This is a genomic window from Paenibacillus alvei DSM 29 (assembly GCF_000293805.1).
Lineage (GTDB): Bacteria > Bacillota > Bacilli > Paenibacillales > Paenibacillaceae > Paenibacillus_B > Paenibacillus_B alvei.
Window position 1 is genome coordinate 560,301 of the sequence record NZ_AMBZ01000003.1, and the last position, 17,293, is coordinate 577,593.

17 protein-coding genes and 1 pseudogene are annotated in these 17,293 nt (G+C 47.3%); all 18 read left to right on the forward strand.

Features of this window, described 5'->3' with window-relative positions:
- Positions 1-298: 298 nt before the first annotated feature.
- The 18 genes and pseudogenes from ribD to PAV_RS13005 all read left to right on the forward strand — a co-directional run bounded on the left by ribD (position 299) and on the right by PAV_RS13005 (position 17,270).
- Complete coding sequence (gene ribD / locus PAV_RS12920; protein WP_005546817.1) at positions 299-1,465, forward strand: bifunctional diaminohydroxyphosphoribosylaminopyrimidine deaminase/5-amino-6-(5-phosphoribosylamino)uracil reductase RibD; 1,167 nt, start codon at positions 299-301, stop codon at positions 1,463-1,465.
- Positions 1,446-2,123 carry a riboflavin synthase gene (gene ribE, locus PAV_RS12925; protein ID WP_005546819.1) on the forward strand — a complete coding sequence of 226 codons (678 nt, stop codon included), beginning with the start codon at positions 1,446-1,448 and terminating at the stop codon, positions 2,121-2,123. The genes ribD and ribE overlap by 20 nt, the downstream gene beginning before the upstream one ends.
- A 20-nt stretch (positions 2,124-2,143) precedes the next feature.
- Entirely contained in the window at positions 2,144-3,382 is a 1,239-nt protein-coding gene (locus PAV_RS12930; RefSeq protein ID WP_040735831.1) for a bifunctional 3,4-dihydroxy-2-butanone-4-phosphate synthase/GTP cyclohydrolase II, read from the forward strand.
- 82 nt (positions 3,383-3,464) lie between these two features.
- Positions 3,465-3,932 carry a 6,7-dimethyl-8-ribityllumazine synthase gene (gene ribH, locus PAV_RS12935; protein ID WP_005546822.1) on the forward strand — a complete coding sequence of 156 codons (468 nt, stop codon included), beginning with the start codon at positions 3,465-3,467 and terminating at the stop codon, positions 3,930-3,932.
- A 70-nt stretch (positions 3,933-4,002) separates the two neighbouring features.
- Positions 4,003-4,797, forward strand: coding sequence for a segregation and condensation protein A (locus PAV_RS12940; protein WP_005546824.1), 795 nt, complete (start codon positions 4,003-4,005; stop codon positions 4,795-4,797).
- Positions 4,766-5,422, forward strand: a complete 657-nt coding sequence (gene scpB / locus PAV_RS12945) for an SMC-Scp complex subunit ScpB (protein ID WP_005546826.1) — start codon at positions 4,766-4,768, stop codon at positions 5,420-5,422. Before PAV_RS12940 ends, scpB begins: the two co-directional genes overlap by 32 nt.
- A 52-nt stretch (positions 5,423-5,474) precedes the next feature.
- Entirely contained in the window at positions 5,475-6,173 is a 699-nt protein-coding gene (locus tag PAV_RS12950; RefSeq protein ID WP_005546829.1) for a metal-dependent hydrolase, read from the forward strand.
- A gap of 247 nt (positions 6,174-6,420) precedes the next feature.
- Positions 6,421-7,098 (forward strand): DUF2953 domain-containing protein, encoded by a 678-nt coding sequence (locus PAV_RS12955; RefSeq protein WP_005546831.1) that lies wholly within the window; start codon positions 6,421-6,423, stop codon positions 7,096-7,098.
- Entirely contained in the window at positions 7,071-7,526 is a 456-nt protein-coding gene (gene ytfJ / locus PAV_RS12960) for a GerW family sporulation protein (protein ID WP_005546833.1), read from the forward strand. Before PAV_RS12955 ends, ytfJ begins: the two co-directional genes overlap by 28 nt.
- 27 nt (positions 7,527-7,553) lie before the next feature.
- On the forward strand, positions 7,554-9,038 hold the full coding sequence (locus tag PAV_RS12965) for a D-alanyl-D-alanine carboxypeptidase family protein (protein WP_005546835.1): 1,485 nt from the start codon (positions 7,554-7,556) through the stop codon (positions 9,036-9,038).
- A 27-nt stretch (positions 9,039-9,065) separates the two neighbouring features.
- Positions 9,066-9,728: a nucleoside recognition domain-containing protein gene (locus PAV_RS12970; RefSeq protein WP_040735940.1), complete on the forward strand. Its 663-nt coding sequence runs from the start codon at positions 9,066-9,068 to the stop codon at positions 9,726-9,728.
- Between the two features lie 71 nt (positions 9,729-9,799).
- Positions 9,800-10,343 (forward strand): annotated as a pseudogene (locus PAV_RS12975) (spore maturation protein).
- Positions 10,344-10,450: 107 nt separating this feature from the next.
- A complete protein-coding gene (locus tag PAV_RS12980; RefSeq protein ID WP_005546841.1) occupies positions 10,451-11,197 on the forward strand; it encodes a pseudouridine synthase in 747 nt (248 codons plus the stop codon).
- Between the two features lie 211 nt (positions 11,198-11,408).
- On the forward strand, positions 11,409-11,936 hold the full coding sequence (locus PAV_RS12985) for a redoxin domain-containing protein (RefSeq protein WP_238555818.1): 528 nt from the start codon (positions 11,409-11,411) through the stop codon (positions 11,934-11,936).
- Between the two features lie 26 nt (positions 11,937-11,962).
- Positions 11,963-13,645 carry a cytochrome c biogenesis protein ResB gene (resB, locus tag PAV_RS12990; protein ID WP_005546846.1) on the forward strand — a complete coding sequence of 561 codons (1,683 nt, stop codon included), beginning with the start codon at positions 11,963-11,965 and terminating at the stop codon, positions 13,643-13,645.
- A complete protein-coding gene (gene ccsA / locus PAV_RS12995; protein WP_005546848.1) occupies positions 13,642-14,901 on the forward strand; it encodes a cytochrome c biogenesis protein CcsA in 1,260 nt (419 codons plus the stop codon). Before resB ends, ccsA begins: the two co-directional genes overlap by 4 nt.
- A 226-nt stretch (positions 14,902-15,127) precedes the next feature.
- Positions 15,128-15,844 (forward strand): response regulator transcription factor, encoded by a 717-nt coding sequence (locus tag PAV_RS13000; protein ID WP_040735941.1) that lies wholly within the window; start codon positions 15,128-15,130, stop codon positions 15,842-15,844.
- Between the two features lies 1 nt (position 15,845).
- Entirely contained in the window at positions 15,846-17,270 is a 1,425-nt protein-coding gene (locus tag PAV_RS13005) for a sensor histidine kinase (RefSeq protein ID WP_005546852.1), read from the forward strand.
- Positions 17,271-17,293: the final 23 nt, after the last annotated feature.

Below are 17,293 nucleotides of genomic sequence, written 5' to 3' on the forward strand. Positions count from 1 at the left end.
ATTTTAGTTCTTTAAAGTTCTTTTTTTCACAATTACATGGCATTTCAGGCGAATTGGAGAGGGATACCTGCGGAAGAAGCGCGAGGTTTTCTATCGTTGTATCGTCGTATTTGACATATGCTGAATGGAAATATATCACTGATTACATCCGTGTTCTCAGTTGTCTTTGGCGTATGCAAATGAAAGTGTATTGTGAAATAAAGTACATGCCTGTAAGCTCAATCAATCATGCCCTTCGGAGGATCCGAAGGGCTTTTTTGCATTAGCCTTGATCCGTTTGTGGAAAGGAGGACAGCCAATGTCTACTGTCATCAATGATGAACTGTACATGCAGCTTGCTTTAGATATGGCAGAGCGTGTGCTTGGACAGACGGATGTAAATCCTGCTGTTGGATGCGTCATTGTCAAGGAGGGACGAGTTGTAGGTCTTGGTGCACATCTGCGCCGCGGTGAAGGCCATGCAGAAGTTCATGCATTAGCGATGGCTGGGGAAGCTGCGCAAGGTGCTACTGCATATGTCACACTTGAGCCATGCAGCCACTATGGGCGAACACCGCCCTGCTGTCTAAGGCTGATCGAATCTGGAGTTGCTCGAGTCGTAATCGCTTGTGTCGATCCAAATCCGGCAGTTGCTGGGAAAGGAATTGCACTGCTGAAACAACATGGGATTGAGGTAACGGTAGATGTACTTCGGGAACAGGGTCTAGCACTCATTGAAATGTTCGCTAAGTATATAACGACCGGTCTCCCGTTTATTACTCTCAAGACAGCCAGTACGCTTGACGGCAAAATTGCAACGGCTTCAGGAGACAGCAAGTGGATCTCGAATGAGCAATGCCGTGAAGTGGTCCATACGATGAGGCACCGCCATCAAGCAATCATGGTGGGCATTGGCACAGTGCTTGCCGATAATCCTTCACTCACGACACGGCTGACTGTGCCAGGGGTTAGCCCGATTCGCTTAATCGTAGACTCCAAGCTACGCATCCCAGTGGAAGCCAAGGTAGTGACGGATCGTTCTGTACGCACGTGTATATTTACAACTGCGCTGGCAAGCGAGCAAAAACGGCGGGAGCTGAAGTCTCGTGGAGTAGACGTGGTCGCGTGTGGAGAAGGTGAACAGGTTAATCTGCATCAGATGATGGAATGGTGCGGCCAACATGATATTGGCTCGATACTTCTCGAAGGGGGAGGACACCTAAATGGGGCCATGCTTAAGGAGAAGTTGATTGACAAGATCGTATTGTTTATCGCCCCTCTTATAGTTGGCGGTCAGCAAGCACCAGGCAACTTTGCGTTCGGAGGGGTGAGCCGGATGAAGGATGCATACCATCTCCAGCATATGGAGGTTGAGGTGCTCGGAGATAATGTGTGCATTAGCGGGTATCCTTTCGGCAAGCGCCAAGTAGAACAAGCTAAAAATGGCATGAAGGAGGATGACGACGATGTTCACCGGGCTCGTTGAGGAAGTTGGAAGGCTGCAATCGGTCTTGAAGCGGGGCGAAGCGATGGTGCTTCACATTCGTGCGTCTAAGGTACTGGATGGCATGAAGCTGGGGGACAGCATCGCTGTCAATGGAGTATGTCTAACGTCAACATCTTATGATGGCGTCTCTTTCATGGCAGATGTAATGCCGCAAACATTTCGCCATACGAATTTGAAGGACTTGAAGCCGGGCGATCCGGTGAATCTGGAGCGTGCAATGGCAGCAGGCGGCCGATTCGGCGGCCATATTGTACAAGGCCATGTAGATGGACTAGCAACGATCGTGAGACGAACGAGTGATGCGAATGCCGTTGTATATGAGCTGCGTGCCAGCCGACCTGAGATGGCCAAATATATGATTTCACAAGGCTCGATAACGATAGACGGGATTAGCTTGACCCTTACAAGGGCAGAGCATGGGGAGTTTTCCGTATCCATTATTCCGCATACGTTGGCACAGACTGCTCTTCAGAGCAAGATGCCGGGTGATACGGTCAACATTGAGTGTGATGTGCTCGGAAAGTATGTGGATCACTTGCTTCGTTATGGCAGGCAGGGAGCGGAAAACGACACGAAAGGAACGGATCGTTTCGGAGGTCTCAGTACGGCGTTTTTGGCAGAACACGGATTTATGTGACGATGAAAGGGGTTAACGACATGAATGAAGCATTTCATTTTGATCGGATAGAAGACGCCCTTGCTGAGTTGAAGCAGGGGAAGATAATCATCGTCGTCGATGACGAGGATCGTGAAAATGAAGGTGATTTTATCGCATTGGCTGATAAGGCAACGCCGGAAGTGATCAACTTCATGATTACAGAAGGCAGAGGATTGGTCTGTGTACCGATCTCCCAAGAGCGTGCCGATGAGCTGGAACTTCACCCAATGGTAGCCCGCAATACGGATAATCACAGTACGGCGTTTACAGTATCTATCGACCATGTTGATACGACAACAGGCATCTCGGCTCATGAACGCTCGTTGACGATTCAGAAGATGCTGGATCCTGGTGCTAAGGCAGAGGATTTCCGCCGGCCGGGACATATTTTTCCTTTAATTGCGAAGAAGGGCGGGGTATTGCGCCGCGCAGGGCATACAGAAGCGGCAGTAGATCTTGCTCGAATGAGTGGCTCCGCACCAGCTAGTGTCATCTGCGAAGTAATTAAGGAAGACGGCACAATGGCTAGACTCCCCGACCTGATGGAGCTGAAGAAAAAGCATGGCCTGAAACTGATCAGCATCAAAGATCTCATTCATTACCGGAATGAGAAAGAAAAGCTGGTTCAACGTGAGGTTGAGGTGAATATGCCAACAGCCTTCGGAGTTTTCCGGGCGATTGCGTATACGAACGGTGTGGATAACAAGGAGCATGTTGCCTTAGTGAAGGGCAGTCTTGACGATTCGAAGCCAGCTCTTGTCCGTGTCCACTCGGAGTGCTTAACTGGAGACGTTTTTCATTCGCATCGCTGCGACTGCGGCCCTCAATTTGCTGCAGCGCTTCGGCAAATCGAGAGGGAAGGGGCAGGTGTACTGCTCTATATGCGCCAAGAGGGACGTGGAATTGGGCTGATCAACAAGCTGAAGGCGTATAAGCTGCAAGAACAGGGTTTAGACACCGTTGACGCCAACTTAAAGCTTGGATTCCCGGCAGATCTTCGGGATTACGGCATTGGAGCTCAGATATTGAAGGATCTCGGCATCCGGCAAATTCGCCTTCTTACGAACAACCCTCGCAAAATTAAGGGGCTGGAAGGCTACGGGCTAGAAGTTGTTGAGCGCGTTCCGATTCAAATGGAGGAGAACGAGGACAACACAAAATATTTGCATACAAAGGCTGCAAAACTTGGTCATATGCTTGTATTCGACGATGTGGAGCAGGATGAGCACGCTCAGTAAGCAAATGTACGGCTTGGCTAATAGAGTAGAGCTACTCACAACTTGATTATTCAACTATTTTTCCTAGAGGAGGATTTTATTAATGCCACACGTTTTTGAAGGTCACTTAGTATCCGAAGGCTTAAAATATGGTATCGTCGCAGGCAGATTCAATGAGTTTATCGTCAGTAAGCTAGTATCCGGAGCTCTCGATGCGCTCAAGCGCCATGGAGCGAAGGAAGAAGAGGTAGATATTGCCTGGGTTCCGGGTGCTTTTGAGATTCCGTTGATTGCTCAAAAGATGGCGGAAAGCGGGAAGTATGATGCTGTAATTACACTTGGCGCAGTCATTCGCGGATCTACTCCACACTTTGATTATGTGTGCAGCGAAGCAGCTAAAGGTGTTGCGCAGGTCAATATGAAGACAGGGGTTCCAACAGTATTCGGTGTGCTTACGACGGACTCTATCGAACAAGCAATTGAACGTGCAGGAACGAAGGCAGGTAACAAGGGATGGGAAGCCGCAGTTACTGCAATTGAAATGGCAAACTTGACGAATCTGTTAAAATAGTGCTTATTTAATGTAGTGCCCTTTTTCAAAGGGCGCTACATTTGTTTTTTGCTCAGGAGGTTATCACGGGGTGACCGTAACGTATAAGCTGGAACAGTTTGAAGGGCCGCTCGATTTGCTCCTGCATTTAATCGACCAAGCGGAAATTAATATTCAAGATATTTCGATCAGCGAAATTACCGATCAATATATGGAATATTTGCACAATATGCAGGAATTGGAGCTCGAGATTACGAGTGAGTTTCTCGTGATGGCGGCAACGTTGCTGTCTATGAAATCACAGCAACTGCTTCCTAAGCCTCCAGTGATGGAATGGGACGACTATGAAGATTATGTGGATGATGAGCCTGATCCGCGGGCAGAGCTAATACGCAAATTGATTGAATATCGGAAGTACAAGGGAATTGCGGAGCATCTCCGGGAACGCGAGACAGAACGTAGCATGATTTTTTCCAAGGAACCAGAGGACTTGACTCCTTTTATGCCGACTGCTCCTGATAATCCGGTTGAGGGTCTACATGTATCCGACCTGATTGCAGCATTCCGCAAGGCGCTTAGCAAAGCGTCGCGCAGAGCTCAGGTCGCTACCATCCATCGGGATGAAATATCGGTTAAGGATCGGATCAAGAGTATTATTGATACGCTCCGTCCGTTCGGCAGGGGAGGCAAGATGATGTTCTCCAGCCTAATTGGCGAGCATCTAACCCGTACGGAAATTGTCGTATCCTTTCTCGCGCTGCTGGAGCTGATGAAGATGAAGCAAGTTCGCTGCTATCAGGACAGCCTCTTTGAGGATATCGTAATTCAATGGAGCGGGGAGGTGGACACAGAGGATGGACTTTCAGACGTTGAAGTCGATTATTGAGGGACTGCTGTTCATGGCTGGAGATGAAGGCTTGAACATCAAGCAAATATCTGAAATTACAGAACAGCGTCCAGAGGTTATAGAGGAAGCTGTGAATGACCTGCGTGCGGATTTTGAGCGTTCCAAGCGAGGGCTGCAAATTGTTGCCATCGCAGGCATGTATGAACTGGCTACATTGCCGGAACATGCGCCTTATTTTGAAAGGATGGCATATTCGCCCTCGCGCTCCTCGCTTTCGCAAGCAGCTTTGGAGACTTTATCTATTGTTGCCTATCGACAGCCGATAACCCGTGTTGAAATCGAAGAGATTCGTGGTGTTAAATCCGATCGTGCGATTCAGACATTAACGAACAAGGGATTAATTGAAGAGGTTGGACGAGCTGAAGCGATCGGAAGACCTATTTTATACGGAACGACAAAATCATTCTTAGATTATTTCGGATTGGCTACGCTTAAAGAATTGCCGGATTCCTCTGCATTTGAACAAATGGATGGATTAGAGGAGGAAACCCAGCTATTATTCGAGAAGTTAGATGGACGTCAATTAACAATTGAAGACGTGAAGGAAGTCGAAGAACAATTGGAAGCAGGAGTTTATGCTGATCAGGAGGAAGAGATCCGATAGGTAACTTCTGCGGACAAGCTGTTGAATATGCAATTATGAGGAGGAAAATGCTTTGAAAATTCATTTCCATGGTCATTCCTGCATTCAACTCGTTACCGAACAGCATCGTATTATCATTGATCCTTTCTTAACAGGCAACCCGGCAGCAGATGTTGAAGCGGCTCGTATCGAGGCTGATTTTGTGCTGCTTACCCATGCGCACGGGGATCATATCGGAGATGCAGCGGCAATTGCTAAGCGCTGCAATGCACCCATTATCGCAATGGTTGAGCTTGCGAACTATATGGAAACACAAGGGGCACAAGCAGTAGGCATGAACTTGGGCGGGTCTGCATCCTTTGAATTCGGTGTGCTCAAATTAGTACCTGCTCTGCACAGCTCTTCCGTTACGGTCAATGGTCAGGATATTTATATGGGAAACCCTGCTGGCATCGTGCTGCAAACGGGTGGTCTGACGATTTATCATGCCGGGGACACTGCATTGTTCAGTGATATGAAGCTGATAGGAGATCGCTACAAGCCGGATATCGCCTTTTTGCCGATTGGAAGCTTCTTCACGATGGATCCAGAGGATGCATTGCTGGCTGCTCAATGGGTACAGGCGAAGGTAGTCATCCCGATTCACTATAACACATTCCCGCCGATTCAACAGGACGGTGCGGCCTTTGTGGCGAAGCTGCAAAAGCTTGGCATTCATGGGATTGAACTGCTGCCTGGTCAGTCTATCGACAGTTCCCATCTATCGTTGTAAACAATTATTAAAACGTTACCTTTATACTTAAAAAGCGAACTTTTTCATTTTTGATTGAGAACAATCTTATTATGGATGAACGTCATCGCATCTCTGACGACTTCAGCCCGTCTGCTACGAACCACATTCGTAGCAGGCGGGTTTTTTCATGATTATCCAAGTTTGTAGAGTCTTGGCTCAAGATCATGCATGCTCAACTGGATGAAAGGCCATAATACGGATAGTTTAGGAAATGGAGGCGCATGACATGTTAGGATGGGCGATTGCTGGAGGCGTGGTAGCTGTTTTGCTTGTCTTCTTCTTCTTTTCGTCCATTGAATGCAAAATCATCGTTCATAAATCAGGAAAGTATGAGCGAATTGTCTTATTGATTCGTGCATGCTATGGACTGTTCCGATGGAGATACGAGTGGCGCTCGATTCGGTTTATTAACTTAGAGGAAGGATTCCACGTTCGTGTAAAGGCAAAAGACAATGTCGGAACAGGTAATGCTAGCCGAGATAAGGCCCAAGTGGATAAGAGGAAGGCAAAGAGGTATGTACATAATGCACAGCGTTTTCTTCACCATACGTATGAACTTACGCAATGGTTAAAGCAAACCCTTCAGCGCGTTCAGTGCAGCATGTTTACTTGGGAGACTGAAATTGGGCTGCTCAATCCTGCAACAGCCTGTTTCTTAACAGGCGCCTCCTGGTCGTTGAAAAGTCTGCTGGTGGGTGTAATGTCACATCATGTTCAATTCCGCAGTCTTCCACAATTAGAAGTAAACCCGCAGTTCCATTGTCCATTCTTTTCCACGAGGGTTGTTTGTATAACCAAAATTCGCATCGTGCACGCTATAAGTGCTGTATTCAAGTTGATTATTCGCATCGTTCGAGCAGAAGGAGGATTACGAACATGGCGGAGCATCCTATCGAGGGCTTAATGCAAGCAGTTTTCAACAATATAAAAGCCATGGTAGATACAAATGCAATCGTAGGCGATCCTGTACAGACGCCAGATGGCAGCGTTATTTTGCCGATTAGCCGCGTGGCACTTGGGTTTGCAGCAGGGGGAAGCGACATTCGGGTGGAGGAGAGACATGACAGATTAACTACTGATCATCATGAACCACATGCCACCTCAGTGTATGGCTCGAAACCGTTCGGCGGCGGAAGCGGCGGCGGCGTCTACATTACGCCGATAGCCTTTCTCGTCGTAGGCAAGCAAGGCATTCATGTCGTATCGCTTGACAATCAAACGCATCTGCTGGAGAAAATTATTGATGCAGTTCCGAATGTGTGTGATCGCATCAATTCCATGTTTAAGAAGCAGGAGCGGTCAACGACTGCCGAAGATATTATTTTATCTTGACCGGTATGAATTAGGCGTCAGGCTTGAATGTTGCTGCCGTTTTTGCCGAGGAATGGCGCTTACGGTCAACGGGAGCTTGACGCTATTTTTCGTTCAGAGCAGATGAGATTGCTTGCAATAGACGAAGTGATGGACATACTCGGTCTCGAACAAGCATACATATGGAACAACTTGACCGGTATGCAGATAAAGGAGGAACGCATGAGCAAGCTTCCATACGTAGGACAAGTTGGTAAAATGATTGTGCTGTGTGTTTTATTGGGGGCGGTTCTGTCATACAAGTCCTACGGACGCATGGCAATAGCTGATCCTTCATTGGACAGCAACGCTTCACGCCCACAGCGCGAAGCTGTACAGGAGTGGTCTGTCCCGCTGCAAGTCCAACAGCAGCCTAATGAAGCCGGTACAGCACGAATCTCGTCCCCACATACATCGGCTAGAGCAGCTGCCTTAATAGATGTAGCATCAGGCAGAATGCTTTATAGCCATAATGGTGATAAGGAACTCCCAATGGCAAGTACGACGAAAGTGATGACGGCAATTGTAGCAATTGAACATGGGCGGCTGGAGGATATGGTGAAGGCTACTTCACGAGCTGTTGGCAAGGAAGGGTCTTCGATTTATTTAAGACTAGGAGAAGAAATGAGTTTGAACCACTTGCTTTACGGTCTTATGCTCCGATCAGGCAATGACGCAGCTGTTGCAATTGCCGAACATGTCGGAGGATCGGAGGAAGGCTTCGTCCATTTAATGAATGAGAAGGCGAAGCTTCTCGGACTGGAACATACTCAATTCCGTAATCCGCATGGGTTGGATGAAAAAGGCCATTATACGACGGCTAATGATCTAGCACGTATTACTGCTTATGCGCTGCATAACCCAACCTTCCGTGAAATTGTACGCACCCGTACCAAGAAAGCACCAAATTCCATCGACAAATGGGATTACGTATGGGGAAATAAAAATAAAATGCTTCATTTGTATGAAGGGGCAGATGGTGTGAAGACGGGATACACAAAAGGCGCGCTGCGATGTCTTGTTAGTTCTGCCACACGAAATGGTCAACAGTTAGTAGCGGTTACCTTGAATGACTCAAGAGACTGGGAAGACCATAAAAATATGCTTAATTACGGGTTCCGCGCGTATCCACAATCAAAGATTGTTGAGCAGGGCCAACCAATTGATGGGCATCCTTTTCAGGCAGCGGCATCGCTTACGTATCCGCTTAAGACGGGAGAGCAATCAAGGGTATCTGCCAAGTTAATGGTTCCGGTTAGCGGAAGTCTCGAAGGGAAATTAGGTCATCAAGGCCGTTTGATGATGTATCTGGATAATAAGGCTGTAGCAAGTGTGAATGTTCGCAAAATGAATCCAGATCCGTCAGCATCAAGCCAGTCTGGAGAAGCGAAACATTCATCTGCAGTGCTGAGCACAGATAGTGGGGGAAACCTGTTGTACAAGTGGATGATGGTGTTGAAGCGTGTCACCGGATCTTTATTCGGTGCAGCTTGATGGCTCATGGGAAGGGAGACGGTTGTTATTGTAAATGCTATATGGATGTTCATGCTACTCGTAGGCTTCATCGCAGCTGCAGCACAAGGGCGGATTGACGCCGTGACGGAGGCGGTGTTCGAAGGCGCCAAGACGGGGGTATCAGTCAGCTTCGGCCTCATCAGTGTGATGGTGTTCTGGTTGGGAATGATGCGGATTGCTGAGGATGCAGGCTTGCTGAAACGGCTTGCCAAGGCTCTCGGTCCAATCGTAAGGTACTTGTTCCCTGATGTACCGCGCAATCATCCCGCCCTTGGCTTTATTATGTCGAATATGAGCGCGAATCTGCTTGGGCTAGGAAATGCTGCAACACCGATGGGGATACGAGCTATGCAGGAATTACAGAAGCTGAATCCAAGTAAGGATACGGCGACTCCAGCGATGTGCACATTGCTGGCCATTAATACGTCAAGTATTACGCTAATTCCAACTACTTTAATAGCAATAAGAATGAACTTCAACTCAGCTAATCCCGCTGAAATTGTAGGGACAACGCTGCTGGCGACTATCGTGGCTACATTCGCGGCAATCTTCGCGGATCGCTGGTATCGAAGAAGGGATGCGAAGCGGCCGCCGCCACATCAATTTAAGTCAGACGCAAGTCCGTCTGCTGGGGCACAAGGATCGGAGACTCATACTGCAGTCAGTTAATGCATTTCAATATCAACTTTGCATCATGACCATACTTCCAACTCCATTGAAATAGAAAGGATGGTCCGGTTATGTATGCATTCGTTTCAGCTTTATCCGCGTGGGCCATACCGGCTATTATTGTTTTTATCCCGCTGTATGCTTATTTTCGCCGTGTTCCCGTCTATGAAACGTTTGTTGAAGGAGCGAAGGACGGCTTTCAAACCTCAATCAACATTATACCTACTTTAGTTGGCATGATGGTTGCAATCAGCGTATTTCGTGCATCAGGTGCGATGGATTGGATGGTTAGTATGCTTCGTCCGCTGCTTGATTGGGTCGGTATTCCCGGTGAAGTTATGCCGCTCGCTTTTTTGAGGCCGATTACAGGCGCTGGTTCACTGGCCTTCACGACGGATCTGATTAAAATGTATGGGCCTGATTCGATGATTGGACGCATCGCTTCGACGATACAGGGCAGTACAGATACAACGATCTATGTATTGACCGTTTACTTTGGCGCTATAGGGATAAAAAGGCCGGTATGCGCTTAAAGTTGGATTATTCTCTGATTTAGTTGGATTTATTGCAGCAATTGTCGTCTGTTTTCTTGTATTTGGCTTCATAACAGGGTAATATCATATTAGCTTGAATAATGTAAGTTAATGACAAGCTCGCGCCTTCTTGGTTCGCGGGCTTTTATCTTCATCCAGGTAAATAATAGTTTGAGGTGACAGACATTCATGGAAGAACGTTTACAGAAGATTTTGGCGAACGCGGGCGTCGCTTCGCGTCGAAAGTGTGAGGAGCTTATTAAAGCAGGTAAGGTGCAAGTGAATGACGAGGTTGTGACAACATTGGGTGTGAAGGCCGACCCTTCAGTAGATGTCATTACCGTTAACGGTAAAGCAATATCGGTAGCGTCCGATAAAATAGTGCTGGCTTTCCATAAACCGAAGGGTGTCATCACAAGTACTTCTGATCCTGAGGGGCGTAAGACGGTCATGGATTTTATGAAGGGCGTAGGTGCGCGTGTATATCCAATCGGACGTCTTGATTACGACACAGAAGGGTTGCTGCTGCTGACGAATGATGGTGAATTGGCAAATATGCTCATGCATCCTCGTCATCATGTGGAGAAGACGTATCATGCAACAGTCAAGGGTGTTCCACATGGGGACAAGCTGGAACAACTGAAAAAAGGGATTAAACTTGAAGACGGCTTCACACAGCCTGCGGCCGTCGAGTACCATGACGTTGATCTGGAACGCAATATTGCAACAATCAGTGTAACGATCCACGAAGGACGAAATCGTCAGGTTCGCCGCATGTTCGAGGCAATTGGCCACCCAGTTACCAAGCTGAAGCGGGTGAAATTCGGCAATATTACACTTCAAGGAATTGCCCGCGGAAAGCATCGTGTGTTGACGAAAGCGGAAGTGAATGAACTCCGTATGGAGATGAAGTCCAACCGTACTATGCGTACGTAATAACGATTGACCGCTTTGCGTATCTTATTGCAGCCCTGCCCTGTATCGTGACACATAATTTTCATATTGAGGAAGATATGTCCGCTATTCTATGAATTATAATAGTCGTTGATGGTGTAATGCAATTGTTGCATTTATGCTGTCTGGGTGTGAAATATGTCATAGAAAGCGAGAGTTCAATCTAACGATTGAACCATATCAAGAAGGGGCGATGATATTGGGCAAAAGAAACAAAACAGTCCAGGTTCTCATATTAGCCGTCATTGTGATACTTGGCGGGATTGCAATCAGCAATGCGTACAGCAAGCCTACATATCCTGAGGTGGGGAGCCGAATACCAGATTTGTCCCTTCATGCATTGAATGGAGATACGGTACAACTCAGTGATTACAAGGGGAAATTCCTCATTCTGAATTTCTGGGGCTCCTGGTGTGAACCGTGTGAACGGGAAATGCCGACATTGCAAAAGGCGGCAGATGATTGGAAGGATCGCAATGTAGAGGTCGTTGGCATTAACTATGGGGAAGATGCCATTGTTGTGGACAATTATATGAAGGCGGTAAAAGTTCACTTCACGATGTTGCTCGATACGAAAAAGAATGTAACCAAAGCGTTCGGTGTTCGGCCATTGCCTACGACGTTCTTTATTAAGCCAGATGGTAAAGTCCATGCTATTCATACCGGAGAAGTCACTACAAGCCAGCTAGAGACCTATTTAGAGCAAATGGCGAAGGAATAGGGCTTGAAGAGGAGGAGGACTAGGCTGTGCGGTTTGAGAACACAAAGTGCGAATGCGGCCATCAGAATGCAGTCGGAACTGTACTCTGTGAGGCCTGCGGCAAGCCGCTATATGAGGGGGATGAGACAGATTCCGTATTGGAAATGCGATATGACGGGGTGGCACGAAAGTCACAGAAGGCGAGCCCGTCTTGGATTGATCGCATTTGGAATTTCTTTTCCTCCGTCAAAGTGGCGGTTATACTTATCGTCATTACATTAGTTGGTGCATCTCTTGGCACCATATACCCACAGGAAAGCTCATTTCTCAGCATCGATCCTACACAATATTATAAGAGCACGTACGGCACATTGGGCCAAATTTATTATATGCTTGGTTTGTCGCATACATACGAATCCTGGTGGTTCATTACATTGCTAGTTATGATCGGTGCTTCGCTGGTCATTTGCAGTATAGACCGTGTGCTTCCGCTATACCGTGCCTTGCACCGGCAGAAAATACGCAAGCATGTGCAATTTATTTCCAGACAACGAATTGTCTATGAAGGAAACATAGAAAAGGAATCCGAAGCTTGGCTGGATCAGATAACTGTCGTCTTAAAAAAGAAAGGCTATCGAGTCATAAAGGACGATGTCGCGCTGCTGGCCGAGAAAAATCGCTTCAGCCGCTGGGGTCCGTACATTAATCATATTGGCCTTATTCTTTTCTTGCTTGCCATACTTGCACGCAGCATCCCGGGCTGGCATTACGATTATTATGATGGTTTCCCGCAAGGAGAAGCTCGTGAAATACCCGGAACTCCCTATTATTTGCGTAATGATAAATTTACAGTTGAATATTATGGCGAGGAAGATATGCCGGAACAGTTCATTAAGGAAGGGCGTATCATCCCGAAGTTGTTCGAGACAAAGGCAACGCTGTTCAAATGTGTGGACAAATGCGGTGATCCTCGCATTGAACCCATACTGGAAAAGGTAGCCCAGCACAACATACAGTTGAATTCGCCGCTTGAGTACGAAGGGCTTATGGTTTATCAGTCTGATTTTGAATCGCGTCTTGTTGCGGTCAATCCGGTGTTGAGCAATGAGGATACAGGCGAGGTATATGGTAAATTTGAACTTCGAGTGCAAAATACGCCTACGGAATTTCAGGTAGGACCCTATACATTGAAGCTGACTGGCAAGTATTTGGATTTCGCAATCGGCAAAAATGGAGAATTGACTACAAAATCGCAAAATCCGAACGCTCCTGCATTTAGCTTCCTGATTAAGGGGCCTAGTCTGCCAAGCGAAGGCGTGCCTTATTTGTATTTCGCATTGCCTAAGGATAAGGATCAGTTCCATCAGGATGATATCAATGCCAAGCTGAGAGAAAGCTTAGGGGCAGACTCGATTCCGCATTTTCGGATCGGATTGGAATCCATGGAGGATGTCATCTATACAAATTCAATCAGTTATATGACTGTTCGCAAGGAGACGGCACTGCCACTCATCTGGATTGGGGCTGGTATCAGCATGATCGGTCTAGTTATGGGCTTCTACTGGCAGCATCGCCGCATATGGCTACGAATTGACGATAAGCGCTTACTTCTCGGTGCCCACACGAACAAAAACTGGTATGGGATCCGTAATGAAGTAGCGAATGCACTTGCAGCTGTTCATATAGAAGTAGATGCCAAATCGATCGATCGTGGGGGGAATAAGGCGTGACTTTGCAATGGAGTCAGGACGCATATATTATTGCGTTTTTCTTGTTTTGTCTTTCCTTTATTTTGTACGTCGTGACTGTTGCCGGCCGTAAGATGAAGACTCGTGATCCGGTTCGCTTTGAACGGAGATGGGGGGCAATTTCGTTTGGCGTAACGATACTCGGCTTTATTAGCCAGATCGTTTATTTTGGATGTCGCTGGGCGTACGCTGGACATATCCCTGTTAGCAATATGTATGAATTCATGTCATTTTTGTCGATGATGATTATCGGCGCATTTATTGTTGTATATCTGATTTATCGCAGTACCGTTTTGGGTTTGCTTGCAGTACCACTGGCATTTTTAATGATGGCATATGCGTCGGTCTTTCCTAGTGAGGTGCAGCCGCTCATTCCACAGTTGAACTCGGTGTGGTTGAAGCTCCATGTTACGATGTCGGCTTTAAGCTATGCGTTCTTCGCCGTAGCATTCGTTGCAGGACTTCTCTATTTGCTGCGTACAGTTCGCTGGGAAGAAGGCAGCTCTCGGAAGCCGCAGCGCTGGCTCGAATTCACGATGGGCTGCATCGTAGTATTCATTGGCTTTATCGTTGTAGTGTACAGCTTCCGGGCTGCTAACTATGAGGTTGTTATTGGTCAAAAGGTAGAAACGGTGAAAACTGGCGGTGAGATAGAAACAGGGCTTGAAATGGTCACGTATACGATGCCGCCGCTGATTGCTCCGCATATGAGCGATGAAGCTACGTTGAAATCTGTTCCTTCCTTCTTGGGGATGAAGCTTCCATTAATGGAGGCGCCGGGATGGATGAAGGGAGTTCAAGCTGGCCGCAAGCTGAATACGGTCGTGTGGTCCGTCATTGCAGGCTTGATCTTATACGGCTTGATCCGTTTGCTGCTTCGCAAGCCAATCGCAAAGGCGCTTCAGCCTTTATTTAATGGGATTGATCCTGAGACCGTTGATGAAATCAGCTACCGATCAATTGCTATCGGGTTCCCGATCTTTACATTAGGTGCTCTTATTTTCGCAATGATATGGGCTCAGGTTGCGTGGTCGAGATTTTGGGGGTGGGATCCTAAGGAGGTATGGGCGCTTGTCACATGGCTTGCCTACAGCGCATATTTGCATTTGCGTCTTGCACGCAGCTGGCAAGGAACCAAATCTTCTTGGATGTCCGTAATCGGATTTATCATTGTCATGTTTACACTCGTAGGCGTAAACCTTGTTATATCGGGGCTCCACTCCTACTCGGGCGTGTAATTGCGTTAATAATGGGCAAAAATTTAGAAACGGCTGGGATTGCTGAACTAGGTGTACCCCAGTCGTTCACATTTTTGCTATAATAGAGCCAAGTATGAAGGCAACTACGAAAGGGGTATCCTTCGTGTTGCCTGCTTATATTACAGCTAGAACTATGAACCTCGTCAATTGCAGCCGCATTTGGCTTCGCTGGGGGTTTTCTTTTATGGTGAAAGGGGAGTCACACATGTCCGAGCAAGTGAATCGAATCTTGATCGTCGATGATGAAGAACGGATTCGCCGACTGTTGAAAATGTACCTTGAAAAAGAAGGTTTTGAAATTGAAGAAGCAGAGGACGGAGAAGCGGCGCTCCGAATGGCTGTCAGTGAAGAATATGATCTCATTCTTCTGGATGTAATGCTGCCAGGGATCGATGGCGTTGAAGTGTGTACGCGTTTGAGACAAGTCAAGGCTACACCTGTTATTATGCTGACAGCTAAGGGGGAAGAGATTAACCGGGTACAGGGCTTCGAAGTTGGTGCAGACGACTATGTTGTCAAGCCATTCAGCCCACGCGAGGTTATTTACCGAGTGAAGGCAGTGCTGCGACGTTCATCGGCGACAGCTTTTTTGACAAACGATCCGAAAGCAAGCAACAACATTGTATTTCCTCATCTCGTCATTGAACATGATGCTCATCGTGTAACAGCAGGAGGTCAGGAAATCAGCTTGACGCCGAAGGAATATGAGCTGCTGCATTACTTGGCAGTATCACCGGACAAGGTGTTCTCTAGAGAAGAACTGCTGAAGGATGTATGGAATTATGAATTCTTTGGTGATCTTCGCACCGTGGATACGCATGTGAAGCGGCTGCGTGAGAAGCTGAACAAGGTATCACCGGAAGCAGCGACTATGATCACTACGGTATGGGGTGTAGGTTACAAGCTCGAGGTGCCAAAATAACGTGAAATTCTGGAGAAGTATTGTTGGGAAGCTGTGGATGACCATTATTGGTCTTGTTGCATTTGTTCTCATCATTTTAGGGTTGTATTTGCTGCATTATATTGATAGCAATTTCGCCCATCCAAACGATATTAAGCAGTTGTTTGTGTACACAGCCATAATCGGATTTTCACTAACAACCTTTTTTGCGTTCTTCCTTTTCACGAAAATTACGCAGCCGCTTCGGAAGCTGAAACAGGCAGCCGATACGATCCGTCAAGGCGATTATTCTACACGTGTGACACTTCGTTCCTCTGATGAAATAGGGGAGTTGTCTCGCACGTTCAACCATATGGCGGAAGAGCTGAACTCCACTATATTAGATTTGCAGCATGAGAAGGAACACTTAGCCAGCATTTTGCGAAGCATGACTGACGCTGTTATTACCTTTGATGCAGCAGGGCAGGTGCTGCTTGCGAATCCGCACGGAGAATCGGTTATGAGCCGCTGGAACGGAATGGACTGGGCGCTCGAAGAGGAAACGGCAGAAGCATCAGGAGTGCCGGAGCTGTTGAGACCTATATTTCATACGGTGATCTCGGAGGCTCGGGAGGTAACGACTCGTGTTCATGTGAAGCAGCAGGTATGGTCTGTTGTAATGGGGCCATTGCATGCAGACAGCCGTGTTCGTGGTGCAGTTGCAGTATTGCGGGATGTAACCGAAGAAGTGCAGCTTGAGAAGCTGCGCAAAGATTTTGTGGCAAATGTATCCCATGAAATTCGCACGCCGCTATCGATGCTTCAGGGCTATAGTGAAGCGTTGTTGGATGATATTGCAACCTCACCAGAAGAGCGCAGGGAGCTTGTGCAGGTTATCCATGACGAGTCATTGCGAATGGGCAGACTGGTCAAGGATCTATTGGACCTAGCCCGTATGGAGGCTGGACATTTACCAATGCACAAAGCTCAAACCGATGTGCATGAACTTGCATCACGAGTGTATCGGAAGTTTGCTGTGTTGGCTAAGGAACGCAATATTCCGATCGAAGTGCAGCTTGAAGCGATGGATTCTGTTCTTCCTGAAGCTGATGAGGATCGGCTTGAGCAAGTGCTGACGAATCTGCTGGATAACGCGCTTCGTCACTCATCCGAAGGCCAGCCGATACATATTCGGACGGAACGTACGGACAATGAGTGGCTGTGGATTCATATAGAAGATCATGGACAGGGCATACCGTCAGAGGATGTACCCTATGTATTTGAACGATTCTATAAGGCAGATAAAGCGCGCAAGCGCGGTCCTTCAGGCGGTACGGGACTAGGTCTTGCCATAGTAAAAAATATTATTGAGGCACATCAGGGACACATCCGAGTAGACAGTACATTAGGGAAAGGAACAACGTTTTCTATTGCACTGCCTGTTCAGCCCGTTAAGTCCACGAACTGACACAAAACACCCAATTGCGCAAC

Excerpts from the sequence above, each read along its gene's own strand:
- ribD (WP_005546817.1), top strand. The coding sequence starts at position 299 with ATGTCTACTGTCATCAATGATGAACTGTACATGCAGCTTGCTTTAGAT.
- ribE (WP_005546819.1), top strand. The coding sequence starts at position 1,446 with ATGTTCACCGGGCTCGTTGAGGAAGTTGGAAGGCTGCAATCGGTCTTG.
- PAV_RS12930 (WP_040735831.1), top strand. The coding sequence starts at position 2,144 with ATGAATGAAGCATTTCATTTTGATCGGATAGAAGACGCCCTTGCTGAG.
- ribH (WP_005546822.1), top strand. The coding sequence starts at position 3,465 with ATGCCACACGTTTTTGAAGGTCACTTAGTATCCGAAGGCTTAAAATAT.
- scpB (WP_005546826.1), top strand. The coding sequence starts at position 4,766 with ATGGACTTTCAGACGTTGAAGTCGATTATTGAGGGACTGCTGTTCATG.
- PAV_RS12955 (WP_005546831.1), top strand. The coding sequence starts at position 6,421 with ATGTTAGGATGGGCGATTGCTGGAGGCGTGGTAGCTGTTTTGCTTGTC.
- ytfJ (WP_005546833.1), top strand. The coding sequence starts at position 7,071 with ATGGCGGAGCATCCTATCGAGGGCTTAATGCAAGCAGTTTTCAACAAT.
- PAV_RS12965 (WP_005546835.1), top strand. The coding sequence starts at position 7,554 with ATGTTGCTGCCGTTTTTGCCGAGGAATGGCGCTTACGGTCAACGGGAG.
- PAV_RS12980 (WP_005546841.1), top strand. The coding sequence starts at position 10,451 with ATGGAAGAACGTTTACAGAAGATTTTGGCGAACGCGGGCGTCGCTTCG.
- PAV_RS12985 (WP_238555818.1), top strand. The coding sequence starts at position 11,409 with ATGATATTGGGCAAAAGAAACAAAACAGTCCAGGTTCTCATATTAGCC.
- PAV_RS13000 (WP_040735941.1), top strand. The coding sequence starts at position 15,128 with ATGTCCGAGCAAGTGAATCGAATCTTGATCGTCGATGATGAAGAACGG.